The sequence below is a fragment of the Micromonospora sp. ZG13 genome (assembly GCF_059359355.1).
Window position 1 is genome coordinate 152,483 of sequence record NZ_JCADBQ010000005.1, and the last position, 23,513, is coordinate 175,995.

The 23,513-nt window shown below is 75.0% G+C and carries 22 protein-coding genes and 1 pseudogene; 9 read left to right on the top strand and 14 right to left on the bottom strand.

Features of this window, described 5'->3' with window-relative positions; all coding sequences use genetic code 11:
• Positions 1 to 41: 41 nt before the first annotated feature.
• Positions 42 to 878, top strand: a complete 837-nt coding sequence (locus AC5L34_RS13455) for a GNAT family N-acetyltransferase (protein ID WP_441175133.1) — start codon at positions 42 to 44, stop codon at positions 876 to 878.
• Positions 879 to 927: 49 nt separating this feature from the next.
• On the opposite strand, the gene AC5L34_RS13460 is transcribed toward AC5L34_RS13455, so the two are convergent.
• From AC5L34_RS13460 to trpC, 5 genes are all read right to left on the bottom strand, one after another.
• Entirely contained in the window at positions 928 to 2,115 is a 1,188-nt protein-coding gene (locus AC5L34_RS13460; protein WP_494825143.1) for an FAD-dependent oxidoreductase, read from the bottom strand.
• 12 nt (positions 2,116 to 2,127) lie between these two features.
• Positions 2,128 to 3,300, bottom strand: coding sequence for a prolipoprotein diacylglyceryl transferase (gene lgt / locus AC5L34_RS13465; protein ID WP_441174799.1), 1,173 nt, complete (start codon positions 3,298 to 3,300; stop codon positions 2,128 to 2,130).
• Between the two features lie 76 nt (positions 3,301 to 3,376).
• Positions 3,377 to 4,180 carry a tryptophan synthase subunit alpha gene (gene trpA / locus AC5L34_RS13470; RefSeq protein ID WP_357721178.1) on the bottom strand — a complete coding sequence of 268 codons (804 nt, stop codon included), beginning with the start codon at positions 4,178 to 4,180 and terminating at the stop codon, positions 3,377 to 3,379.
• A gap of 4 nt (positions 4,181 to 4,184) precedes the next feature.
• Positions 4,185 to 5,423, bottom strand: coding sequence for a tryptophan synthase subunit beta (gene trpB, locus AC5L34_RS13475; protein ID WP_494825145.1), 1,239 nt, complete (start codon positions 5,421 to 5,423; stop codon positions 4,185 to 4,187).
• A 32-nt stretch (positions 5,424 to 5,455) separates the two neighbouring features.
• On the bottom strand, positions 5,456 to 6,259 hold the full coding sequence (gene trpC, locus AC5L34_RS13480) for an indole-3-glycerol phosphate synthase TrpC (protein ID WP_441175134.1): 804 nt from the start codon (positions 6,257 to 6,259) through the stop codon (positions 5,456 to 5,458).
• A 557-nt stretch (positions 6,260 to 6,816) separates the two neighbouring features.
• Here trpC and AC5L34_RS13485 point away from each other — a divergent pair.
• Positions 6,817 to 7,074, top strand: a complete 258-nt coding sequence (locus tag AC5L34_RS13485) for a hypothetical protein (protein WP_101415126.1) — start codon at positions 6,817 to 6,819, stop codon at positions 7,072 to 7,074.
• On the opposite strand, the gene AC5L34_RS13490 is transcribed toward AC5L34_RS13485, so the two are convergent.
• The 6 genes and pseudogenes from AC5L34_RS13490 to AC5L34_RS13515 form a co-directional block, all read right to left on the bottom strand.
• Positions 7,067 to 7,678, bottom strand: coding sequence for a Trp biosynthesis-associated membrane protein (locus AC5L34_RS13490; RefSeq protein ID WP_494825147.1), 612 nt, complete (start codon positions 7,676 to 7,678; stop codon positions 7,067 to 7,069). The two genes, AC5L34_RS13485 and AC5L34_RS13490, sit on opposite strands and share 8 nt — an antisense overlap.
• Entirely contained in the window at positions 7,675 to 9,261 is a 1,587-nt protein-coding gene (locus AC5L34_RS13495; protein ID WP_441174801.1) for an anthranilate synthase component I, read from the bottom strand. The genes AC5L34_RS13490 and AC5L34_RS13495 overlap by 4 nt, the downstream gene beginning before the upstream one ends.
• Positions 9,258 to 9,695 (bottom strand): phosphoribosyl-AMP cyclohydrolase, encoded by a 438-nt coding sequence (hisI, locus tag AC5L34_RS13500; RefSeq protein ID WP_494825360.1) that lies wholly within the window; start codon positions 9,693 to 9,695, stop codon positions 9,258 to 9,260. Before hisI ends, AC5L34_RS13495 begins: the two co-directional genes overlap by 4 nt.
• 186 nt (positions 9,696 to 9,881) lie before the next feature.
• A pseudogene (locus tag AC5L34_RS13505) lies at positions 9,882 to 10,472 on the bottom strand (phosphoribosyl-AMP cyclohydrolase); the annotation flags it as partial.
• Positions 10,473 to 10,650: 178 nt separating this feature from the next.
• Positions 10,651 to 11,655, bottom strand: coding sequence for an aldo/keto reductase (locus tag AC5L34_RS13510; RefSeq protein WP_494825149.1), 1,005 nt, complete (start codon positions 11,653 to 11,655; stop codon positions 10,651 to 10,653).
• On the bottom strand, positions 11,652 to 12,038 hold the full coding sequence (locus tag AC5L34_RS13515) for a MerR family transcriptional regulator (RefSeq protein WP_494825151.1): 387 nt from the start codon (positions 12,036 to 12,038) through the stop codon (positions 11,652 to 11,654). The genes AC5L34_RS13510 and AC5L34_RS13515 overlap by 4 nt, the downstream gene beginning before the upstream one ends.
• Positions 12,039 to 12,146: 108 nt before the next feature.
• Here AC5L34_RS13515 and AC5L34_RS13520 point away from each other — a divergent pair, with 108 nt between their 5' ends.
• From AC5L34_RS13520 to AC5L34_RS13530, 3 genes are all read left to right on the top strand, one after another.
• Complete coding sequence (locus AC5L34_RS13520) at positions 12,147 to 12,884, top strand: ABC transporter ATP-binding protein (protein ID WP_494825153.1); 738 nt, start codon at positions 12,147 to 12,149, stop codon at positions 12,882 to 12,884.
• A complete protein-coding gene (locus AC5L34_RS13525) occupies positions 12,881 to 13,618 on the top strand; it encodes an ABC transporter permease (protein ID WP_436670853.1) in 738 nt (245 codons plus the stop codon). Before AC5L34_RS13520 ends, AC5L34_RS13525 begins: the two co-directional genes overlap by 4 nt.
• Positions 13,619 to 13,714: 96 nt before the next feature.
• Positions 13,715 to 14,323 carry a TetR/AcrR family transcriptional regulator gene (locus AC5L34_RS13530; RefSeq protein ID WP_441174805.1) on the top strand — a complete coding sequence of 203 codons (609 nt, stop codon included), beginning with the start codon at positions 13,715 to 13,717 and terminating at the stop codon, positions 14,321 to 14,323.
• Between the two features lie 26 nt (positions 14,324 to 14,349).
• Here AC5L34_RS13530 and AC5L34_RS13535 read toward each other — a convergent pair whose 3' ends face one another.
• A complete protein-coding gene (locus tag AC5L34_RS13535) occupies positions 14,350 to 15,102 on the bottom strand; it encodes a DUF2470 domain-containing protein (protein ID WP_441174806.1) in 753 nt (250 codons plus the stop codon).
• Between the two features lie 68 nt (positions 15,103 to 15,170).
• Here AC5L34_RS13535 and rpsD point away from each other — a divergent pair, with 68 nt between their 5' ends.
• Entirely contained in the window at positions 15,171 to 15,782 is a 612-nt protein-coding gene (rpsD, locus tag AC5L34_RS13540) for a 30S ribosomal protein S4 (RefSeq protein WP_441174807.1), read from the top strand.
• 58 nt (positions 15,783 to 15,840) lie between these two features.
• Here rpsD and AC5L34_RS13545 read toward each other — a convergent pair whose 3' ends face one another.
• The gene (locus AC5L34_RS13545) at positions 15,841 to 17,568 is read right to left on the bottom strand and encodes an ABC transporter ATP-binding protein (RefSeq protein ID WP_494825361.1); all 1,728 of its coding nucleotides are present in this window, start codon (positions 17,566 to 17,568) and stop codon (positions 15,841 to 15,843) included.
• A 198-nt stretch (positions 17,569 to 17,766) separates the two neighbouring features.
• The gene (locus AC5L34_RS13550) at positions 17,767 to 19,647 is read right to left on the bottom strand and encodes an ABC transporter ATP-binding protein (protein ID WP_441174808.1); all 1,881 of its coding nucleotides are present in this window, start codon (positions 19,645 to 19,647) and stop codon (positions 17,767 to 17,769) included.
• Positions 19,648 to 19,794: 147 nt separating this feature from the next.
• Here AC5L34_RS13550 and AC5L34_RS13555 point away from each other — a divergent pair, with 147 nt between their 5' ends.
• From AC5L34_RS13555 to AC5L34_RS13565, 3 genes are all read left to right on the top strand, one after another.
• A complete protein-coding gene (locus AC5L34_RS13555; RefSeq protein WP_494825157.1) occupies positions 19,795 to 20,424 on the top strand; it encodes a TIGR03085 family metal-binding protein in 630 nt (209 codons plus the stop codon).
• A gap of 125 nt (positions 20,425 to 20,549) precedes the next feature.
• Complete coding sequence (locus AC5L34_RS13560; RefSeq protein ID WP_441174810.1) at positions 20,550 to 21,503, top strand: terpene synthase family protein; 954 nt, start codon at positions 20,550 to 20,552, stop codon at positions 21,501 to 21,503.
• A 138-nt stretch (positions 21,504 to 21,641) separates the two neighbouring features.
• Complete coding sequence (locus AC5L34_RS13565) at positions 21,642 to 23,468, top strand: AMP-dependent synthetase/ligase (protein ID WP_441174811.1); 1,827 nt, start codon at positions 21,642 to 21,644, stop codon at positions 23,466 to 23,468.
• The last annotated feature ends 45 nt before the right edge of the window (positions 23,469 to 23,513 follow it).

The following is a 23,513-nucleotide window of genomic DNA, read 5'->3' on the forward strand; positions in this document are numbered from 1 at the left end:
CTTCCAGAGTCTGGGACGTGTAGTCTCGCGCGGTGGATTTTCTGCACCAGGACCCGTTCGGCCGGTTGGAGCACTTCTACGACGCGGTGCCCCGGGACGGGGCCCGCGCGGAGGAGCACGGCGGCCTCGTGCTGTTCGTCCGGGAAGGCCCCGGCTGGCCGTTCTACGCCCGGCCCCGGCTCGACGCCGGCGCGGCGCCGTCGCTGGCGGACGTCGCGGCCGTACGCGAGCGGCAGCGCGAGCTGGGCCTGCCCGAGGCCTTCGAGTGGGTGCACGAGACCACCCCGGACCTGCTGGCCGTGGCCCGTTCGGCGGGGCTGGCGGTGCTGGAGGCGCCGCTGATGGTGCTCGACCCGGCCGCCCTGCCCGACCCGGGCACCCTCACGGACGTACCGCTGCGGATGCTCGACGCGGCGGCGCCCGACTTCGCGGCGGACGTGGCGGCGCGGCGGGCGGTCGCCGCCGTCGGGTTCTCCGCTGCCGGCACCGGACGTGGCGAGGCCGGCCCCGCCCAGCGGGACGCCGCGATGGCCGAACTGGACGAGGCGGCGCTCGACGAGGAGCGGACCCGCGTCGCGGACGGCCGGCGGCTGTCGGTGCTGGCGGGAACGCCGACCGAGGGCGCGCTGGCCAGCGGGCTGGCGATGCGGGTCGGCGACGTCGCCGAGATCGCCGGCGTGGCCACCCTGCCGTCCGCCCGCCGCCGTGGCCTGGGTGCGGCGGTCACCGCCACGCTGGCCCGCGAGCTGCTGGCCGCCGGGACCGACCTGATCTTCCTCTCGGCGGGCAGCGAGGACATCGCCCGCGTCTACCTGCGGGTCGGCTTCCGCCGCATCGGCACCGCCTGCATAGCCGAGCCCGCCCCGGTAACCCCCTGACCCACCCACCACTTCCGAAACACGCCGTAGGCGCGGGGGGCCGGGTGGGTCAGGTTGGGGGGCGCCATTGGGCGGCCGTGGTGGCCGCCGTGGAGAGCAGGCGGGGACTCAGGGCGCCCAGGGCGGCGTCGCGGGCGCGCAGCGCCAGTGGGCCCCGGGCCTTGAGCACCGCTGACATCCGGCGGGTCTGGCGGACCACCGTGGCCGCGCGGGGCCGGCGTGCCCGGTCGTACGCGACCACCGCGTCGGGCAGCCGGGACTCGCGCAGCAGCGAGGCGAGGGTGGCCGCGTCCTCGAAGGCGAGGCAGGCGCCCTGGCCGAGGTGCGGGGGCATGGCGTGCGCGGCGTCACCGAGCAGCACCACCCCGCCCGGGCCGGCCGGGAAGCCGTACGACCTGGGCAGTGGCCGCAGCTCGCGGATCTCGTGCTGCACCAGGTCCGTCGGGTCGGTGGCGTCGAGCAGGTCGGCGATCGGCGCGGGCCAGCCCGCGTACCAGCGGCGCAGCAGGGCGAGCTGGGTCTCCGGCGGCTCCGGGCGGGGCGCGCCGACGGCGGTGGCCACCCAGTAGATGCCGCCCCGGCTGGAGGCCCCGGAGGAGCCACGCTCGCCGAGCGAGGCGGACACGAAGCGGTAGCCGGCACCGAGCACCTCGCCGCCGACGGGTTGGTCGGCGGGCAGCTTCGGTGCCCGGTACCAGGGGATCACGGCCCGCCACGCGGCGCAGCCCGAGCTGACCACGCCGGACTCCGGGGCGAGCTGCCGGCGGACCTCGCTGTCGGTGCCGTCGGCGGCGACGACCAGGTCGGCCTCGATGGTGTGCCGGCCGTCGCCGACCGAGGGGCGTTCCCCGGACACGGCCCGGACCGTCCGCACGGTCACCCCGGTACGCAGCTCGACCTCGTCGCCCAGGCCGGCGATCAGCGCGTCGTGCAGGTCCTCCCGGTGCACCACCACCGGCATCCGGTCGGCCGGCGTGGGGCGGGGCTGCACCAGCCAGTGCCCGTCGGGACGGCGCACCCCGCCGTCGGCGAGCGGCGTGGCGATCGCCTCCAGGCCGGCGCCGAGGCCCAGGGCGCGCAGCGCGCGTACGCCATTGGGCCAGAGCGCCACGGCGGTCGGCTCGGGGCGGACGCGGTCGGCCCGCTCCAGGAGGGTGACCCGCCAGCCGGAGCGGGCCAGCGCACCGGCGACCGCGAGGCCGCCGATCCCGGCGCCGACCACGACCGCGCTACGCATGGGTGCTCCTTCTCAGCTGTCGCGCTCGGCGGGCCGGGTGCCCGTGGCCCCGGCGCGGTCCTGCCCGGTCTGCCCGTCGGCGTCCGGTCCGTCGGGCGCGGCGCCGTCAGCGGCGGAGCCGGCGGTGGCGGCCGTCGTGCCGTCCGGTCCGGGCGCGGTCTCCCCGGCCGGCTCCTCACCGGTCTCCCGCCAGTGCCGGTACTGCTCCTCGCTCACCACGCGGTAGCCCTCGGGGGCGGCCGGCTGCGCGCCGGCCTCCCGCGCGGACAGGTCGACCTGCGAGACGTCGGAGTCGGCGACCGGCTCGGGCGTCGGGGCGGCGCCGACCGGGATCAGGTACTCCCGGGGGCCGCGCACCCGCACGAAGTAGGCCAGGGCGCCGAGGAAGACCAGGCCGGCGGTCCAGACGTTGAGGCGTACGCCGAGGATGGTGTTCGCCTCGTCGGTGCGCATCAGCTCGATCCAGAACCGCCCGGCCGTGTAGCCCATCACGTAGAGGGCGAACGCCCGCCCCCGGCCGAGGCGCAGCTTGCGGTCGAGCACGAGCACCAGCGCGGCCACGCCCAGGTTCCACAGCAGCTCGTAGGCGAACGTCGGGTGGTAGAGGCCCGGTTCGAGGATCGGCTGACCGGCGTCGTCGCGCAGCGCGTGACCCGGATTGTCCGGGTCCATCCGGTGGATCTCCAGCCCCCAGGGCAGGCTGGTCCGACCGCCGTAGAGCTCGTTGTTGAACCAGTTGCCGAGCCGGCCGATCGCCTGCGCGAGCGGCAGGCCGGGGGCCAGCGCGTCGGCGACCACCGCGAACGGGATGCCGAGCTGCCGGGCCGCCAGCCACGCGCCGACGGCGCCGCCGGCCACCGCGCCCCAGATGCCGAGACCGCCCTCCCAGATGGCGAACGCCTTCATCGGGTCGCCGCCGGTGCCGAAGTACTTCTCCGGCGAGGTGATCACGTGGTAGATGCGGGCGCCGATGATGCCGGCCGGCACCGCCCAGACCGCGATGTCGAGGACGGCGCCGGGGGCGACGCCCCGCTGGCGCAACCGCCGCTCGGTGACCCAGCAGGCCACCACGATGCCGAGGATGATGCACAGCGCGTACGCCCGGATCGGCACCGGTCCGAGCTGCCAGACGGCGGTGCTGGGGCTGGGCAGGGCCGCCTGGGGAGCTATCGAGGCGTAGGTCACGGGTGCACACGCTACCGCCGTGGGCCCCTCCGGTGGCACCCCGGTCCACCGTTCGCCGCTCGCGGCGGCCGACCGGTCAGCGGGTCGGGTTGCGTACGCCCTCGGCGAGTTCCGCGCTCAGCGCGCGCAGGGCGGCCAGCCCGGAGGCCTCGTCCGGCGCGTCGAGCAGGCAGCGGATCAGGGCGCTGCCGACGATGACGCCGTCGGCGTACCCGGCGACGGTGCCGGCCTGCGCGCCCGTGCCGACGCCCAGCCCGACGCCGACCGGCAGGTCGGTGACCTCCCGTACCCGGGACACCAGGACGGGCGCCGCGTCGGAGGTCTGCGCGCGGGCGCCGGTGACCCCCATGATCGCGGTGGCGTAGACGAAGCCCCGGCAGTGCTCGACGGTCATCGCCAGCCGCGCGTCGGTCGAGGACGGCGACACCAGGAAGGTGCGGTCCAGCCCGTACGCGTCGGAGGCGGCGAGCCACTCGCCGGCCTCCTCCGGGATCAGGTCCGGGGTGACCAGGCCGGTGCCCCCGGCCGAGGCGAGGTCCCGGGCGAAGGCGTCGACGCCGTAGCGCTCCACCGGGTTCCAGTAGGTCATGGTGACCACGGGCGCCCCCGTGGCCGCGACCGCCTCGATGACGCGCAGCGTGTCGCGGGTGCGTACGCCGCCGGCGAGGGCGATGTCGCTGGCCTTCTGGATCACCGGCCCGTCCATCACCGGATCGGAGTACGGGATCTCCACCTCGATCACGTCGACGCCGGCGGAGACCATCGCGGTCATCGCGGCGATGCTGCCCTCGACGGTCGGGAACCCGGCCGGCATGCAGCCGACCAGCACGGCCCGCCCGTCGGCGCGGGCCTTGTCGAAGGCCACCCCGATCCGGCTCACGTTCTCACTGCTCCTTGTCGAGGATGCCGAAGTAGTCGCCGGCGGTGTGCACGTCCTTGTCGCCCCGGCCGGAGAGGTTGACGACGATCGTCGGCTCCCGGCCCAGCTCCGCGGCGAGCCTCGGGGCGATCTGGAGGGTGCCGGCGAGCGCGTGCGCGCTCTCGATCGCCGGGATGATGCCCTCGGTGCGGCAGAGCAGCTCGAACGCGGCCATCGCCTCGTCGTCGGTGACCGGCAGGTACGTCGCGCGGCCGCTGTCGTGCAGCCAGGCGTGCTCCGGCCCGACGCCCGGGTAGTCCAGCCCGGCCGAGATCGAGTGCGACTCGCAGGTCTGCCCGTCGTCGTCCTGGAGCACGTACGTCCGGGTGCCGTGCAGCACCCCGGCGGAGCCGCCGGTGATGCTGGCCGCGTGCCGGCCGGTCTCCACCCCGTCGCCGCCGGCCTCGAAGCCGTAGAGCCGCACGTCGGCGTCGCCGACGAAGGCGTGGAAGATGCCCAGCGCGTTGGAGCCGCCGCCGACGCAGGCGGTCACCGCGTCGGGCAGCGCGCCGGTCAGGTCGAGGCACTGCTGGCGCGCCTCGTCGCCGATGCCCCGGACGAAGTCGCGCACCAGCGCCGGGAAGGGGTGCGGCCCGGCGGCCGTGCCGATCAGGTAGTGGGTCTCGTCGACGTTGGCGACCCAGTCGCGCATCGCCTCGTTCATCGCGTCCTTGAGGGTGCGCGAGCCGTTCGTGACGGGGACGACGGTGGCGCCGAGCATCCGCATCCGGGCCACGTTGAGCGCCTGCCGCTCGGTGTCGACCTCGCCCATGTAGACCACGCAGTCGAGGTCGAACAGCGCGGCGGCGGTGGCGGTGGCGACGCCGTGCTGGCCGGCGCCGGTCTCCGCGATCACCCGACGCTTGCCCATCCGCCGGGTCAGCAGCGCCTGGCCGAGCACGTTGCGCACCTTGTGCGCCCCGGTGTGGTTGAGGTCCTCCCGCTTGAGCAGCACCCGCGCGCCCACCTTGGCGGAGAACCGCTCGGCCGCGTAGAGCAGCGACGGGGTGCCGGCGTAGTCGCGCAGCAGGGCGGCGAACTCGGCCCGGAACGACTCGTCGGCCATCGCGGCGCGGTGCGCGGCGTCCAGCTCGTCGAGCGCCGCGACCAGCGCCTCCGGCACGAACCGGCCGCCGAAGCGGCCGAAGTGGCCCGCCGCGTCGGGGAACGGACCGATCTCCGCGGCCAGGGCGTCGGCGCTCATCGGAATCCTCTCGGTGGACGAGCCGGTGCGCCTCAGCGCACCGGGCGGGGCGTGGCCGGGTGGTTACCGGCGTTGACCAGCTCGGCCACCGCCTCGCGGGGGCTCTTCTGGGTGACCAGACCCTCGCCGACCAGGACCGCGTCGGCGCCCGCCGAGGCGTACCGGATGAGGTCGTGCGGGCCGCGCACCCCCGACTCGGCGATCTTGACGACGCTGCTGGGCAGGCCGGGCGCGATCCGCTCGAACACCGAGCGGTCGACCTCAAGGGTACGCAGGTTGCGGGCGTTGACCCCGATCACCTGGGCACCGGCCTCCAGGGCGCGGTCGGCCTCCTCCTCGTCGTGGACCTCGACCAGGGCGGTCATGCCCAGCGACTCGATGCGCTCCAGCAGGCCGACGAGCGCGTTCTGCTCCAGGGCGGCGACGATCAGCAGCACCAGGTCGGCGCCGTGCGCGCGGGCCTCGTGCACCTGGTAGCTGGAGACCACGAAGTCCTTGCGCAGCACCGGGATGTTGACGGCGGCGCGGACGGCGGCGAGGTCGTCGAGCGAGCCGCCGAACCAGCGGCCCTCGGTGAGCACGCTGATCGCCCGCGCGCCACCGGCGGCGTAGTCGCCGGCCAGGTCGGCCGGGTCGGCGATCTCCGCCAGCCGCCCCTTGGACGGCGACGAGCGCTTCACCTCGGCGATCACCGCGACGCCCGACTTGCGCAGGGCCGCGTACGCGTCCAACGGCGGCGGCGCGGCGGCGGCCAGTTCGCGGATCCGCTCCAGCGGAACCTGCTCCTGTCGCCGGGCGACGTCCTCACGCACGCCGGCCAGGATCTCGTCGAGCACGCCTACGGACGCCGCCGGACCGGCCTCGTCCCCCTCCGCGTGCGCATGCTCAGCAGTCACCAACGGACTCCCCTCTCCGGGTGTCATGGGCCGATGCTAGGGGGCGCCACCTGGCGACGGGCGCCGGGGGTATGGCGTGCCTCACGAGATGGGCTCGGGCATAATGGCCGACCTCCGGTGAACGGAATGTCACGCTGGGCGATCACGCCCATCGACGAACGCCACGCGAACACCACGCCTCCGCCCTCCCGGTCATCGACGTGATCCTATCCGCTGACGCGACCGGCCGCCCGGTTCGGCGTCCGCCGCCGGTGCGCTCCACCGCCCACCGCCGCGCCGTCCGCCAGCCCACGGCCGCGCGTTGCGCCGGTCGCCGCCGGTGCCGGCCACGCGTGTGACCTACCTCAAGGCCGAACGACCCTTTCCCAGGTCACGGCTCCGGAAGCAAAGTTGACGTGTCGGTCACCACGGCGAAACGTGAACCAGCCAGCATCGTCCTCGGGCAGACTCGATGACGCGTCTGCCCCTCCGTCACCAACGATCTCTGCGGGGTGATCATGAGCACTGTCGAGCCGCACCAGCCCATCGGACTGACGACCGTCTCGCGTACCGTCGCGTCGCTCGCCGTCGGTGTCGTCCACACGCTGGAACGCGCCGTGGTGGGCGAGGCACGGATGCGCACCGCGCGGGGCAACGCCTGGGAGGCGGTCTGCGCCGACCGGGCCCGGGCGGAGCAGCGGGCCGAGCTGGACCGCCTGGTGGCGGAGCTGGCGGCGGCCCGGGCCGCCGCCCGCGAGCGCCAGCCGGTCAGCTGACCGTCGGGTCCTCTCCCCGGTCCATCGCGTCCCATGCCTCGGTGGTGCGTCGGCCGGTGACCCGGCCGCCGTCGCCGCGGGCAACCGGGGCGGCGTCGCCGGCCGGCCGCCGCTCGTAGCGGGCACCCATCGCCGGCCACCGACGGCCCCGCAGCGCCGTCAGCAGCCCGCCCGCCGTGGCGAGCACCCCGCCGAGCAGGCAGAGCGCCGGCCAGTGCCGGGCGACCTCGCCGGCGAACGCCGCGACCAGCCCGTATGCGCCGCCGGCCGCCACGGCCACGCCGAGCCCGCACAGCAGCCCGCCCAGCAGCCGCCGCACCCGGCCCCGGGTGGCGAGCACGGCGCCGCCACCGGCCAGCCCGACCAGCGCCAGCGCCGGCAGCCAGGGCAGCAGGCCCGCGCCCGTGCGGGCGTCGCGTACCGGCGGCAGCGGGGTGGGCCGGGCGGTCAACTCGACCGCCCAGGTGCGGGTCGACGCCCACAGCGCCAGGCCCGCGCCGGCCACGCAGAGCAGCACGGCGTACGTCAACTCGCGCCGCCCCGGGTCGGACCGGCCCGCCGCAGTCGTCCCCGGCTCCCGGCCCCGCGGCTCGGCGGCGGTCACCGGGCGGGCCGGAGGGTCTCGGCGGCGGCGATGGCGGCGAGCACGGCGGCGGCCTTGCTGCGGGTCTCCTGGTCCTCGGCGGCCGGATCGGAGTCGGCGACCACCCCCGCCCCGGCCTGCACGTACGCCCTACCGTCGCGCATCAGCGCGGTGCGGATCGCGATCGCCATGTCCAGGTCGCCCCCGAAGCCGAAGTAGCCCACGGTGCCGCCGTAGAGGCCCCGCCGGACCGGCTCCAGCTCCTCGATGATCTCCATGGCCCGCACCTTGGGCGCGCCGGAGAGGGTGCCGGCCGGGAAGGTCGCGGCGAGCGCGTCGAAGGCCGTACGGTCCTCGCGCAGCGTGCCGACCACGGTCGAGACGATGTGCATGACGTGGCTGTAGCGCTCGATGGTGGCGAACTCCGGCACCTCGACGGTGCCCGGGCGGCAGACCCGGCCCAGGTCGTTGCGGCCCAGGTCGACCAGCATCACGTGCTCGGCGCGCTCCTTGGGGTCGGCGAGCAGCTCCGCGGCGAGGCGGGCGTCGGCCTCGGGGGTGCCGCCGCGCGGCCGGGTGCCGGCGATCGGGTGCAGCAACGCCCGCCGCCGCCCCTCGGCGTCGCTGGTCACCTTCAGGTGCGCCTCCGGGGAGGATCCGACGATGTCGAAGCCGTCGAAGCGCAGCAGGTACATGTACGGGCTGGGGTTCGTCGTGCGCAGCACGCGGTAGACGTCCAGCGGGTCGGCGTGGGTGTCCCGCTCGAACCGCTGGGCCAGCACGATCTGGAAGCACTCGCCGGCCCGGATCGCCTCCTTCGCCGCCTCGACAGCCTTCGGGTAGCCGCCCTCGGGCGTGCGGCTGCGCACCTCGCCCGCCGGGGGGCGCTCGACGGTCGAGACCATCGGCGGGATCGGCCGGGACAGCGCGGTGGTCATCGCGTCGAGCCGCCCGACCGCGTGGTGGTACGCCGCCGCGACCTCCGCGTTCCGGTCCGGCTCGTCCAGCGGCGGCAGGATCGCGTTGGCGACGAGGATCGCCGAGCCGTCGTAGTGGTCCAGGACCACCAGGTCGGCGGCGAGCATCATGCCCAGCTCGGGCACGCCCAGGTCGTCCTCGGTCAGCTCGGGCAGCCGCTCGAAACGCCGGATCAGCTCGTAGCCCAGGTAGCCGACCATGCCCCCGGTCAGCGGCGGCATGCCGCTGGCCGCGTCCCAGGCCGGGCCGGCGAGCGCCTCGACGGTCTCGCGCAGCGCCCGGACCGGGTCGCCGGAGGTGGGCAGGCCGGCCGGGGGCCGTCCCGTCCACACCGCGGCGCCGTCCCGCTCGGTCAGCGTGGCGCTGCTGCGCACGCCGATGAACGAGTAGCGCGACCAGGCCAGGCCGGCCGAACCGACGCCCTGCTCGGCGGACTCCAGCAGGAACGTGCCGGGGCCGCCGGCCAGCTTGCGGTAGACGCCGACGGGGGTCTCCGCGTCGGCGAGCAGCCGGCGGGTGACCGGAACGACCCGCCAGCGGGCGGCCAGCCCGGTGAAGGTGGCCAGGTCCGGGCTGACCGCGCCGTCGGTGCGGGACCCGCCGGGCGTCGCGCGCGACGCGCTCACCGGGCCCCCGCCCCCTCGCCGCCGACGGGCAGCTCGGTAAAGAAGCAGGTGCGGTGCCCCGTGTGGCAGGCCGCGCCGACCTGGTCGACGTCGACGAGCAGCGCGTCGCCGTCGCAGTCCAGCGCCACCGCCCGGACGTACTGGTGGTGCCCGGAGGTGGCGCCCTTGACCCAGTACTCGCGGCGGCTGCGCGACCAGTAGGTGGCCCGGCCGGTGGTCAGGGTGCGGTGCAGCGCCTCGTCGTCCATCCAGGCGACCATCAGCACCTCGCCGGAGTCGTGCTCACGGACCACGGCGGCCACCAGGCCGTCGGGGGTGCGGCGCAGCCGGGCGGCGATGGCCGGGTCGAGCCGGGAGGGACGGGCCGTGCCGTCGGCCGCGGGCTCCTGCGGACTGGGGTGGGCGCCGGTCACGGGCGCGTCAGGTACGGGCACAGTGACCAATTGTCCCGCACGCGGCGCGGGCACGGGCGACGGCTCCCGCCGGGGTCGCGGTGGCAGGTGGGCGGGCCGGGTCAGCTGGTCGACGTAGCGGTCCAGCCGGCCGTCGGTCAGGGCGTCGGCGAGGTCCGCCCCGGCCACCCGCGCGACCTCGGCGGCGTACGGGCGGATCAGCGGCAGCACGCCGGCGACCAGGCGGGCCGCGGCGGCGCAGAGCTGACCGACGGAGCCGGGCCGCAGGCCGAGGCAGAGCAGCAGGTCCTCGCGGTAGTTCGGGGGCGCCACCGGCAGGTCGAGGGCGGCGGCGAAGGCACCCCGGCGGGACGCCACCCGGACCGTGGGATTGGCCAGCCGCAGCACGGACGGGCAGAGCCGGGCGAGGTCGGCGGCGGCCAGCCGGACACCGAGGTGGTCGTCGGCGTCCCGCGCGCCGGCCACCTTACCGAGCGTCGCGATCAGCTCCTCCAGTTGCGGCTCGCCGGCGGGCTGGCACAGCACCGGCAGGTCGATCCGGGGCCGCCAGTGCGGATCCGCCCACAGCAGCCGGGCCGGCGCCGCCACCGGCAGCCCGAACGCCCAGTCGGCGGGCTCGCCGAGGCGGGCCAGCCAGGAACGCACGTCGCGGGCGGCCACCGAGACGTGGGTCAGCCGGCCCCCGTGCTCGGCCAGGAAGGCCTGGCGGGCGGCGTACGGGGCACCGGCGAGCAGCACGTCGACGTCGACGTCGCTGTGCGCGGTGGCGGCCCGCCGGGCGTGGCTGCCGCGCAGCATGATGCCGACCACGGGCTGCTCGGCACCGGCCCGCAGCCGAGCCGCCCATTCGCCGAGGAACCTCTCGTCCGGTGACGCAGCGTGACCCACGGCGCCATCGTGCCGCACGTCCGATCAGGGCGCAATGCCCGATGCAGCGCCGGATGCCCGTTGGCGGACCCGCTGTCCGGTCCGAAGGCTAATGCCCGACCAACCGCATCGCCGCGTCGGGGTACCGTGCGCCGGCCACCGCGCCGGGCGGCACCGCCTCGCCCAGCCGGGCGCGCTGCGCGGGAGTGAGCCGGATGTCGGCCGCCGCCGCGTTCTCCTCCAGCCGGTGCACCCGCCGGGTGCCGGGGATCGGGAAGACGTCCTCGCCCTGGGCGAGCAGCCAGGCCAGCGCCGCCTGGGCGGGGGTGCAGCCGATCTCGTCGGCCAACGCGCGCACCTCGTCGACCAGCTTCAGGTTGGCGTCGAGGTTGCCCTCGGCGAAGCGCGGCGCCCGGGCGCGCCAGTCGTCGGCCGCAAGCTGCTCCCGGCCGGTGATCGCCCCGGTCAACAGCCCCCGCCCCACCGGCGAGTACGCGACCAGCGCCACACCCAGCTCCCGGCAGGTGGCCAGCATCTCGCCCTCGACGTCCCGGCTGAACAGCGAGTACTCCATCTGCACCGCGGTCACCGGGTGCAGCGCGTGCGCCGCCCGCAGCGTCGCGGGGCTCACCTCGGACAGGCCGATCAACCGCACCTTGCCGGCGGCGACCTGCTCGGCCATCGCGCCGACGGTCTCCTCGATCGGCGTCGCCGGGTCACGCCGGTGCAGGTACCAGAGGTCGACGACGTCCACCCCGAGGCGGCGCAGGGAGGCGTCGCACGCCTCGCGCGCCCAGGCGGCGCTGCTGTCCACGTACAGCCCGGGGCTGCCGGTGCCGCCGCTCGCGTCGCCGCGCACCCGGTTGCCGAACTTCGTGGCCAGGAAGACCTCGTCGCGGCGGGCCCGCACCACCGGGGAGAGCAGTTCCTCGTTGCGGCCGTGGCCGTACAGGTCGGCGGTGTCCAGGTGGTTCACCCCCAGGTCGAGCGCGCGGTGCAGGGTGCGGGTCGATCCGGCGTCGTCGCCGGCGCCGTAGGCGAAGCTCATCCCCATGCAGCCCAGCCCGATCGCGGAGACCTCCGGCCCGGACGCGCCCAGGCTCCGGCGGATCATCGGCACTCCTCCGCCCGGCGATAGTTGTCGATCTTGTAATTGAGCACCTTCAGGTCCTCCTCCAACTCGGCCATCCGGGTCAGCACGCGGGCCCGGTGCGTCTCGAAGAGCGCCCGCCGGCCGGCCAGGGTGGCGTCGCCCTGCCGGGCCAGCTCCGCGTAGCGGCGCATGTCCCGCACCGGCATGCCCGTGCGGCGCAGCCGGGTGAGCAGTAACAGCCAGTCGACGTCGCGTTCGGTGTAGCGACGGCGACCGGCCGAGTCGCGCTCGACCGGGGCGACGAGGCCCTCCTGCTCGTACCAACGCAGCGTGTAGGTGGTCAGGCCGACCCGCTCGGCCGCCTCGCCGACGGTCAGGGTCGCCTCCCGGATGCTGATGTCCACGCGTCAAGGCTTCCAGTTCGAGTGCACGCGAAGTCAACCGTTGCGGCCCGGCGAACATCTCCACTAGCGTCGAGTTCAACGCATGATGAGTTTTCCCGGGAGGCGCCGGTGGACGAGGCGATCGCCGTCCGCGACCTGGTCGTGAAGCGGGGCCGGCGGCGGGTGCTGCACGGCGTCAGCGCGTCCGTGCCACGCGGGGTGGTCACCGGGCTGCTCGGCCCGAGCGGCAGCGGCAAGACCACGCTGCTGCGGGCGGTGGTCGGCGTGCAGGTGGTCGGCGCCGGCTCGGTGACCGTGCTGGGGCGCCCCGCCGGGTCGCCCGAGCTGCGCCGCCGCGTCGGCTACCTCACCCAGGCGCCCAGCGTCTACGCCGACCTGACCGTACGGGAGAACGCGCGCTACTTCGCCGCGCTGCACGGCCGGGGCCGGGCCGAAGCCGACCGGGCGGTCGCCGAGGTCGGGCTCGGGTCGGCCGCCGGCCAGCTGGTCGGCAGCCTCTCCGGCGGGCAGCGCAGCCGGGCGTCGCTGGCCTGCGCACTGGTCGGCGAACCGGAACTGCTCGTCCTCGACGAGCCGACCGTCGGTCAGGACCCGGTGCTGCGGGCCGACCTGTGGGCCCGGTTCCACGCCATGGCCGCCGCCGGCACCACCCTGCTGGTCTCCAGCCACGTCATGGACGAGGCGGCCCGCTGCGACCGGCTGCTGCTGATCCGCGAGGGGCGGCTGATCGCCGACGACACCCCCGACGCGGTCCGCGCCGCCGCCGGCACCGACGACCTGGACGAGGCGTTCCTGCGGCTGATCAGGGCCGACGCGGCGGGCGCCGCCGGACGGGAGGCGTCGTGAACCCCCGGATCCTGGCCGCCACCACCGGCCGCATCCTGCGCCAACTGCGGCACGACCGGCGCACCGTGGCGCTGCTGCTGGTGGTCCCGTCGGCGCTGCTCGCCCTGGTCCACTCCATGTACGTCGACCAGCCGTCGACGTTCGACCGGGTCGCCCTGGTGATGCTCGGCTTCTTCCCCTTCGTGGTCATGTTCCTGGTGACCAGTATCGCGATGCTGCGCGAGCGCACCACGGGCACGCTGGAGCGGCTGCTCACCACCCCGCTGGGCAAGCTGGACCTGCTCTTCGGCTACGGCATCGCGTTCGGGCTGGCCGCGGTGCTCCAGGCGGTCGTCGCGTCCGTGGTCGCGTACGGGGTGCTCGGCCTGGACACCGCCGGCCACAGCGGGCTGGTGGTCATGATCGCCGCACTGAACGCCGTGCTCGCCGTCGCGCTCGGGCTGTTCTGCAGCGCCTTCGCCCGCACCGAGTTCCAGGCCGTACAGTTCATGCCGGTCGTGGTGGTGCCCCAGTTGCTGCTCTGCGGTCTCTTCGTGCCCCGGGGCGAGATGGCCGGCTGGTTGCAGGCGGTCAGCGACGCGCTGCCCCTGTCGTACGCCGTCGAGGCGCTCCAGGAGGTCGGCGCCCACGCCGAACCGACCGGCACGATGTGGCGGGACGCGGCGGTGGTCGCCGGCGCGGCGGCCCTGGCGCTGGTGCTCGCCGCGGCCACCCTCCGGCGGCGCAGCGGCTGAGACGTCGTCCTGGCCGGCAGGCGGAACCGGAGGCCGGCCCACGGCACGGCGGTTCCCCGGGGGCGACGACGCAGGACGACGGAGCGAAGGGCGGCGATGGCACGGCGGACCGGACGACGACCCGGCAACCCGGACACCCGTCAGGCCATCCTCGACGCGGCCCGCGCCGCCTTCGCCGAGCGGGGCTTCGACGCGGCCTCGATCCGGGCCGTCGCCGCCGCCGCGCGGGTGGACCCGGCGCTGGTGCACCACTACTTCGGCAGCAAGGACCGGCTCTTCCTGGCCGCCATGCACGCACCGGTCGATCCGGCCGAGCTGCTGCCGAGGGTGCTCGCGGGGGACCGCGCGGGCCTCGGGGAGCGGCTGGTGCGCACCTTCCTCGGCGTCTGGGACTCCCCGGCCGGCACCGCCGGCGTGGCCCTGCTGCGCTCGGCGGTGAGCAACGAGTGGACGGCCCGGCTGCTGCGGGAGTTCCTGGTCACCCAGGTGCTGCGCCGGGTCCTCGACCATCTCGACGTCGACCCGGACGAGCTGCCGCTGCGCGGCTCGCTGGTGGCCAGCCAGCTGATCGGGCTGGCCATGATGCGGCACGTGGTCCGGCTGGAGCCGGTCGCCTCGGCCGCCCCGGAGACGCTCGTCGCGGCGATCGGCCCCACCGTGCAGCGCTACCTGACGGGCGATCTCGCCGAGGTCTTCGCCGGCTGACCGGACGGCCGGGTGGCGTCTCCCGGTCAGGCGTGATCGGCGTGCCGGGGCGAGGCGTGGTGGCAGACCAGCGGGTGCAGGAAGCGGGTCAGCTCCGCCTGGCACTGCAACGGACGCGGGAACGCCAGCCGGACGCGCCGCCGGGCGCCGGGTCGGCCGTGGGTGACCAGCAGGCCGTAACGGTCGATGCGCACCACCCGGGGCGCGGCGTCGCCGTCGCCGAGGCCGAGCTGACGGCACAGGTAGCCGGCCACCTCGGTGTCGTGGTGGTCGGCGAGGTCGGCCAGGAGTTCGGCCTCGACCGCGTGCAGCGGGTCGGGCTCCGCCTCGGCGTACGCCTCGGGGTCGATGCGGCGGACGGTGTCGCCGCGTTCCCAGCGGGCCTCGACCACCTCGAAGCGGTGCAGCCGGAACCTGGTGCCGACGTCGAGCAGGTCGCCGGTCGGCTCCACGGCCGCGAAGTCCAGCGCGGCGCGGCGCTCCTCGTCCCCGTCCAGGCGGGCCGCCCAGCCGGAGACCCAGGCCCGGCCGAGGCTCGGCGCGCCAGCCGCGGGCGGCAGGTCCAGCACGTCCAGCACGAGCGCGACCTCGGAGTCGCCGCCGGCGGGACGCAGCGCGGCGGCGAGGTCGCTGACCACCGGCACCAGCAGCAGCACCCGGCCGTCCGGGTCGGTCACGTGCCGGACCTGGTGCGGGCCGGGCCGGTGCGCGACGTGGGCGATGCCGGGCAGCCGGCCGGCGACGAGGGTGCGGACGATCTCCGCCGGGCTGGGCCGCATGGACGACTCCTTCGTAGGTTAGCCTTACCTAACTCGGAGACTAGAGCACCGGATCGGAGACGTCCAGCGTGAACCAACCCAGGCCCAAGGCCCGCCTCTCCCGCGCCCTCGGCATCCCGCTGACCCGCAAGTGCGTGCGGTACGTCGAGCGACGCCCCTACCCGCCGGGAGTGCACGGCCGGCAGCGCCGCAAGACCTCGGACTACCAGGTGCGGCTGCTGGAGAAGCAGCGCCTGCGCCACCAGTACAACGTCAGCGAGACCCAGCTACGGCACGTCTTCGAGGAGGCCGCCCGGGGCGCGGGCAAGACCGGCGAGGGCCTGGTGGCGCTCCTGGAGCGGCGGCTCGACGCGGTGGTGCACCGGGCCGGCCTGGCCCGCAGCATCTACCAGGCCCGGCAACTGGTCGCGCACGGCCACTTCACCGTCGACGGGCGCAAGGTCGACCGGCCGTCGTACCGACTGCGGCCGGGACAGGTGGTGGCCGTCCGCGAACGCAGCCGCGCCGCCCTGCCGTTCCAGCTCGCCGCCACGGGCGCCAACGCCACCGAGGGACCCGGCCAGCCGTACCTGTCGGTGGAGCTGGCCGAGCTGCGCACCACGCTGCTGCGCGAGCCCGCCCGGCACGAGGTGCCGGTGATCTGCGACGAGCAGCTCGTGGTGGAGTTCTACTCCCGGTGACCACCGCGCGCGGCCCGGCACTCGGCCGGGCCGCGCACCGCCGACGCGACGGGTCGGCTCAGCGGGTCTGCTCCAGCCAGGAGGCGTAGAGCAGGCCGTAGACCGACTCCGGGTCGCGGACCAGCTCGTCGTGCGGCCCGCGCTGCACGATCCGGCCCCGGTCCACCACGATCACCTCGTCGGCGGCCTGCGCCGTGGAGAGCCGGTGCGCGATAGCGAGGGTCGTACGGCCCCGGGTCACCGCGTCCAGGGTGCGTTGCAGCCGCACCTCCGTGGCCGGGTCGACCGCGCTGGTCGCCTCGTCCAGCACCAGCAGGTCCGGGTCGGCCACGTACGCGCGGGCCAACGCGACCAGCTGCCGCTCCCCCACGCTCAGCGCCTCGCCGCGCTCCCCCACCGGCGTGTGCAGGCCCGACGGGAGCCCCTCCAACCAGTCGGCCAGCCCCAGCTCGGTGAAGGCCGCCGCGAGCTGCTCGTCGGTCAGCTCCGGGCGGGCGAAGCGGACGTTCTCCGCCACCGTGGCGTCGAAGAGGAAACCGTCCTGCGGCACCATCACCACCCGCGACCGCAGCGAGGCGAACCGGACCCGCTCCAGCGGCACCCCCGAGAGCAGCACCTGACCGGCGGTCGGGTCCATCAGGCGGGTCAGCAGCTTGGCGAAGGTGGTCTTGCCGCTGCCCGTCTCCCCCACCACCGCCACCCGGCTCTTCGCCGGAATCTCCAGGCTGACGTCGTGCAGCACGGGCGGACCGCCGGGGTACGCGAAGCGCACCCCCGCGAAGCGGATGTCCAGCGGACCGGCCGGCAGGTCCCGCCCCTGCTCGCCCGGGTCGGCCACGTCCGGCTCGACGTCCAGCACGTCCAGCACCCGGCGCCAGCCCGCGATGGCGTTCTGCGCCTCGTTGAGGACCTCGGTGGCGATCTGCACCGGCTGGATGAAGAGCGTGACCAGGAAGAGGAAGGCGGTCACCTCGCCGATGCTCAGGGTGCGGTCGGCGCCGAGGGTCACCCCCAGCACCACCACGCCGGCCAGCGCCAGCCCGGCGGCCAGCTCACCGACCGAGCTGCCCATGATGCTGATCCTGATCGCCTTCTGCTGGGCCCGGCGCTGGCCGTCGATCGCCTCGTCCAGCCGGCGGGCCGTCCGCCCGGCGACCCCGTAGGCCCGGATCACCGGCGCGCCGACCACGCTCTCCCCGATCGCGCCGAGCAGCGCCCCCGTACGCTGCCGGACCACCCCGTACGCCCCCGCGAGGCGGCGCTGGAGCAGCCGGATCAGGAACACGGCGGGCAGGAAGGCGGCGAAGACCACCAGGGTCAACTGCCAGGAGTACGCGAACATGACCAGCGTGGTGACCGCCAGCTGGCCGAGGTTGATCACCAGGATCACGCCGCCCCACTGGAGGAACTGGGTGATCTGGTCGACGTCGCTGGTCACCCGGGAGACCAGCGAACCGCGCCGCTCCGACTGCTGGTGCAGCATGGACAGGTCGTGCACGTGCCGGAACGCCCGGATCCGCACGTTGGCCAGCGCGGTCTCGCTGACCGTGAAGAGCCGGCGCATCATCAGGTACCCGCAGAGCGTGGTCACCACCAGCACCGCGGCGGTCGCGGCGACCACCGTCCAGACGACGCCCAGGTCCAGGCCGCCGACGAGGCCGTTGTCGATGCCCTGCTGCACCGCCACCGGCACGGCCGCCCGGCCGACCATGTAGACCAGGGCCAGGCCGAGCGTGCCGGCCAGGCCGACCCGCAGCTCCGGGGAGAGCGCCAGGCCACGACGCAGCGTCTGCCAGGTCGTCTCGGGGTTCTCGGGCGGCTCGTCGGCCGCGGACCTCCGCGCCGTCCCCGCGGTAGTGGCAACGCTCACCGGGCTGGCCTTTCGTTCGCGACTGCGGGGCTCCGCTCCGCTGCACTCCTCACGCTCACCGGGCTGGCCTTTCGTTCGCGACTGCGGGGCTCCGCTCCGCTGCACTCCTCGCGCTCACCGGTCCACCTCGATTTCCAGGCCCGACGTCAGCGGGGCGACCTCGTCGTACGTCTCGTCCTTGGTGTGGTCGACCTCGGCCTGCTCGTAGGCGGTGACCAGGTCGACGTAGCCCGGCACCGTGGCCAGCAGCTCGGCGTGCGGGCCCCGGGCCACCACCCGGCCCTGCTCCAGGTAGACCACCTCGTCGGCCAACGCGATGGTGGCCCGCCGGTAGGCGACCACCAGGATCGACGCGGCCGGCGCCCCGGCCTCGCCCGCCGACGAGCGCAGCCCGGCCAGGATGGCCGCCTCCACCCGGGGATCGACCGCGCTGGTCGCGTCGTCGAGCACCAGCAGGCGCGGCCGGCCGGCGAGCGCGCGGGCCAGGGTGAGCCGCTGCCGCTGACCGCCGGAGAGCGAGGTGCCCCGCTCGCCGACCATCGTGTCGAGCCCCTCGGGCAGGGCCGCGACGAAACCGTCCGCCTCGGCCAGCCGCAGCGCGGCCCAGACGTCCTCGTCGCCGATGCCCGGCCGGTCCAGGGTGACGTTGGCCCGCACCGTGTCGTCGAAGACGAACGGCACCTGGGCGACCAGCGCGGCCGTGCCCGTCAGCGAGGCGGCGGTGAGCCGGCGGACGTCGATGCCGTCCAGGCACACCGTGCCGGCCAGGGGGTCGACCAGCCGTACGGCCAGCGCGGCGATCGTCGACTTGCCCGAGCCGGTCGGCCCGACCAGGGCGACGATCTTCCCGGCCGGCACGGTGAAGGAGACCTCGCCGAGCACCTCCGTGCCGGGCAGGTGCGCCTCGGCCGGCTCGTAGCCGAAACGCACGCCGGAGAACGTGAGGCTGGCCGGGCGGGGCTCGGACACGTCGAGCGTGGTGTCGCCGTACGGCATCTCGCCGGTCGCGTCGAGCACCCGGCTGACCCGGTCCCAGCCGGCGACGCTGCGCGGCAGCTCGGCCAGCACCCAGCCGATGGCCCGGACGGGGAACGCCAGCACCGTGAAGAGGAAGGCGACGCTGATCAGCTCGGCGACGCTGATCTCGCCCTGCCGCAGCCGGATCGCGCCGACCACCAGCACGGCGAGGGTGCCGAGGCTGGGCAGGGTCTCCAGCAGCGGGTCGAAGACGCCGCGCAGCCGCCCGACCGCCACCAGCGAGTCGCGCAGCTCGCCCGCGCGGGCGGCGAACCGGTCGGTCTCCTGCGCCTCCCGGCCCATCGTCTTGACGACCAGGGCGCCGTCGAAGCTCTCGTGCGCGATGCCGCTGACCTCGGCGCGCAGCCGCTGGGCCCGGGCCTGGCGGGGCGCCATCCGCCGGGAGTAGGCGACGTTGAGCGCGAAGAGCGCCGGGAAGACCGCGAGACCGACCAGCGCCAGCGCCCAGTCGGTGACGAAGAGCGACGCCACCGCGCCGACCAGCATCACCAGGGTGCCGACCGCGAACGGCAGCGGAGCGATCGGGTACCAGGCGGCCTCGACGTCGGAGTTGGCGTTGGACAGCAACGTGCCGGTGGCGTTGCGGTGGTGCCAGGCCAGCGGCAGCTCCAGGTAGCGGCGGGTCACCCGGCGCCGGTAGGCGGCCTGGAGACGGTACTGCATGTAGCCCGCGCCGAGCCGGCGACCGAAGATGCCGGCCACCCGCAGCACGCTGATGCCGAACAGCGCGACGGCGGCCAGGGCGAGCCCCCCGACCCCGACCGCGCCGCGCTCGATCGCGGGCACCACCACGTCGCCGACCACGGCACCCACCACGAAGGCGCTGGCCACCGTCATGGCGCCGAAGAGGACGCTGCCGCTCACCGCGACCGCGAAGATGCGGGGCTCCTCCCGGATCGCCCGCCCCAGGACGGCCAGCCCTCGAACCAGCACGTCCCGACTTGTCCTGCTCGCCACACTCTCCCCCGCCGTAAGCCGCAATTATCCTCCTCATCCTTACCGGTCGGAGCCAGCTCCGCCGCCCCGGTCCGCTATGTCCGCCGTCACGGCGGCCCGCGGCCCACTCGGCGCGCCGATCGGGTCGTACGCGCCTACGATCGGGCCATGCCGCGGTACGCCCGATCGGAGCGCGAGGCGCTCGCCGACCTGATGCAGACGCTGGGACCGGAGGCGCCGACGGTCAACGAGGGGTGGAGCACCCGCGACCTCGCCGCCCACCTGGTGCTCCGGGAACGCCGGCCCGACGCCGCCGGCGGGATCCTGCTCCCGCCGCTGCGGGGCTACGCCGAGCGGGTGCGGCTGCGCGTCGCCGCGCGCCCCTGGCCGCGGCTGCTCGACGAGGTGCGCCACCCGCCGCTGTGGAGCCCGGTGAGCAACCCGGTCACCGACGAGCTGGCCAACACGCTGGAGTTCTTCATCCACCACGAGGACGTACGCCGCACCCGACCGGGCTGGCTGCCGCGCGACCTGTCGGCGGGGCTGAACGCGGCGCTCTGGAAGCGGTGCGCCGGGCTGGCCCGGCTGGCGCTGCGCCGGTTCCCGGCCGACGTCTTCGTCCAGGCCCCCGGCTACGGCGAACTCTCCGTCGGCCGGGGCGGCGAACCCGTGCGGGTGGTGGGGGCGCCGGGCGAGCTGGCCCTGTTCCTCAGCGGCCGGCAGCGGGTGTCCCGGGTGCAGATCGACGGGCCCGCGACGTTGTCCGAGCGGCTCCGGGGCGCCAACCTGGGCATGTGACCGACTGTGCGTAAGCGGTCACGGAGCGGCCTGCCGGGCCGGACGCCCCAACGATAGCGGCCGATCCCTGCTCCCGTATGCTGTGCCGCACCGTCCCGTGCGGGAACGGCGCGACAGGGGGCACCATGCGGACCTTTGCGGTCTCGGCGCTACGGGAACCCCCCTTTCCCGAGCGCCAGCACGACGCCACCGAGCGGGTGGCACGGGAGAGCACCGAGTGGGCGCTCGACCACGGGCTGATCGGTGACGGACACCGGCTGCACCGACTGCGCCGGGCCGACGCCGCCGGGCTGGCCGGGCGGGCCTGCCCCGAGGGCCCGGTCGACGGGCTGCGGCTGCTCACCGACCTGATCTCCTGGCTGTTCGTGATGGACGACGCCTGCGACGAGGACGGCCTCGGCGACTCCCCCACCCGGCTGGCGCCGACCGTCGCCGCCCTGCTGGACGTGCTCGACGGGCCGGGCGGCCCCACCGACGGGCCGGCCACCGTGGCCGGGCCGCTCGGCGAGGCGCTGGCCGACCTGTGCCGGCGGGCCCACGCGGCCGGCGGCCCCACGGCGCTGCTGCGCTTCGCCGGGGAGGTGCGGGAGTACCTGCTGGCGCTGCTCTGGGAGGCCGCCAACCGGGAGCACGGGCGCGTGCCGGGGCTGGCCGAGTACGCCCAGATGCGCCGGCACACCGGCGGGGTCCACCCCAGCTTCACCCTCACCGAGCTGGCCGGCGGCTCCCTGCCGGGCGCGGCCCACCGCACCGAGCCTTCGCTGGTCGCCCTCGACCTGCTCGCCGCCGACCTGGTCTGCTGGTGCAACGACGTCTTCTCGTACCGCAAGGAGCACCTCACCCAGCCCGACGTGCACAACCTGGTCGCGGTGATCGCCGCGGGGCGGGCGGACGGCGACGAGTCGGCGGCCCTGCGGGCGGCGGCCGACCGGTTCAACGGGGCCCTCTCGGCGTACCTGGCGGCGGAGGCCGCCCTGCTCGCCACCGGCGACGCCGGCCTGCGGTCCGCCCTGACGGCCCGGCGCAACTGGATCCGCGCCACCTACGACTGGTCGCTGCGGGCGGCCCGGTACGCCTGAACCGGGCGTCCATCCTCCGAGACGTGGCCCAGCCGTGATCGACAGGGCTAGCCGATGCCCGGGCGCAGGCAATACCCTTCGGTAACGAACGCCGACGTGACCGTGGTCACGTCTCCACCCCCGAAGGCGGCTACAGCGATGGCTCTCGATGTACCGTACCGTTCCATCCCCGACATGTTCCTCAAGCGCGTGGCGGCGTCCCCCGACCGCGACGCCTTCGCCCACCCGGCCCCCGACGACTCCGGGCCGGTCTGGCTGACCTGGGAACAGATGGCCCGTCGCGCCAAGGCGGTCGCCGCCGGGCTGCACGGCCTCGGTGTCGGCCTGGAGGATCCGGTCGCGATCCTGGCGAACACCCGGCTCGACTGGGTGATCGCCGACCTCGGCATCATGTGCGCCGGCGGCGCGACCACCACCGTCTACCCGACCACGGAGCCCGACGACGCGACCTACATCATCGCCGACTCCGGCTCCCGCGTGCTGTTCGCCGAGAACCCGGCCCAGGCCGCCAAGATCGCCGGTGCGGACCTGCCGGCGCTGACCCACGTCGTGCTCTTCGACGGCGCCGCCGACCCGGCCGCCGCCGTCCCCCAGCTCACCCTCGCCGAGCTGGAGGAGCAGGGCGCCCGCGCGCTGGCTGCCGAGCCCGACCTGATCGACACGCTGGTCGCCCAGATCGGCCCCGACCACCTGGCCACCCTGATCTACACCTCCGGCACCACCGGGCGACCGAAGGGCGTCGAGCTGCTGCACGGCGGCTGGTGCTGGGAGGGCGTGGCACAGGCCGAGCTGGGGCTGCTGCGCGAGAACGACCTGCAATATCTCTGGCTGCCGCTGTCGCACTCGTTCGGCAAGACCCTGCTCTGCGGGGCGATCCACGTGGGCCTGCCGACGTACGTCGACGGCCGGGTGGACAAGCTCGTCGACCTGCTCTCGGTGATCCGGCCGACGCTGATGTGCGGCGCGCCCCGGGTGTTCGAGAAGGTCTACAACAAGGCGGTGACCACCGCGCAGGCCGGCGGCGGCGCGAAGGCGAAGATCTTCGCCTGGGGCGTACGGGTCGGCAAGGAGAAGGTCGCCCTGGAGCAGGCCGGCAGGCCCGTCCCGACGGGGCTGAAGCTGAAGTACACGGTGGCCGAGAAGCTGGTGTTCAGCAAGCTCCAGGCCCGCCTCGGCGGCCGGATCCGGGTGCTCGTCTCCGGCGCCGCCCCGCTCAGCCCGGAGATCGCCACCTTCTTCGCCGCGGCGAACCTGCCGATCTCCGAGGGCTACGGCCTCACCGAGACCAGCGCCGGCAACTTCGTCAACCCGCCGGACGGGCTGCGCATCGGCACCGTCGGCAAGGCGATGGGCGACCTGGAGTGCCGCATCGACACCGACGGCGAGATCCTTGTGCGGGGCCGGCCGGTGATGCGCGGCTACCACAACCTGCCCGAGGAGACCGCCGCCGCGTTCACCGAGGACGGCTTCTTCCGCACCGGCGACATCGGCACCCTGGACGCCGACGGCTACCTCAAGATCACCGACCGGAAGAAGGACCTGGTCAAGACCTCGGGCGGCAAGTACATCGCGCCCTCGCACATCGAGGGGATGTTCAAGGCCACCTGCCCGTACACCTCCCAGGCGGTCGTGATCGGCCAGGCCCGCAACTACTGCACGATGCTCGTCACGCTGGACCCGGACGCGATCAAGGGCTGGGCCGCCGGCACCCCGCTGGAGGGCCGCGACTACGCCGAGATCGTCGCCTCGCCGGAGGCGAAGGCCATGGTCGAGGGGTACGTGGCCGAGCTCAACGCCAAGCTCAACCGCTGGGAGACGATCAAGAAGGTCGCCATCCTGCCGCGCGACCTGACCATCGAGGACGGCGAGATCACCCCGTCGCTCAAGATCAAGCGCCGCGGCGTGGAGAGCAACTTCGCCGGCGAGATCGAGAAGATGTACGCGGGCACGCTGGCCGAGCTCTGAGCACGCGACGCCGGTGATCCCGCGCTACGGCGTGGGATCACCGGC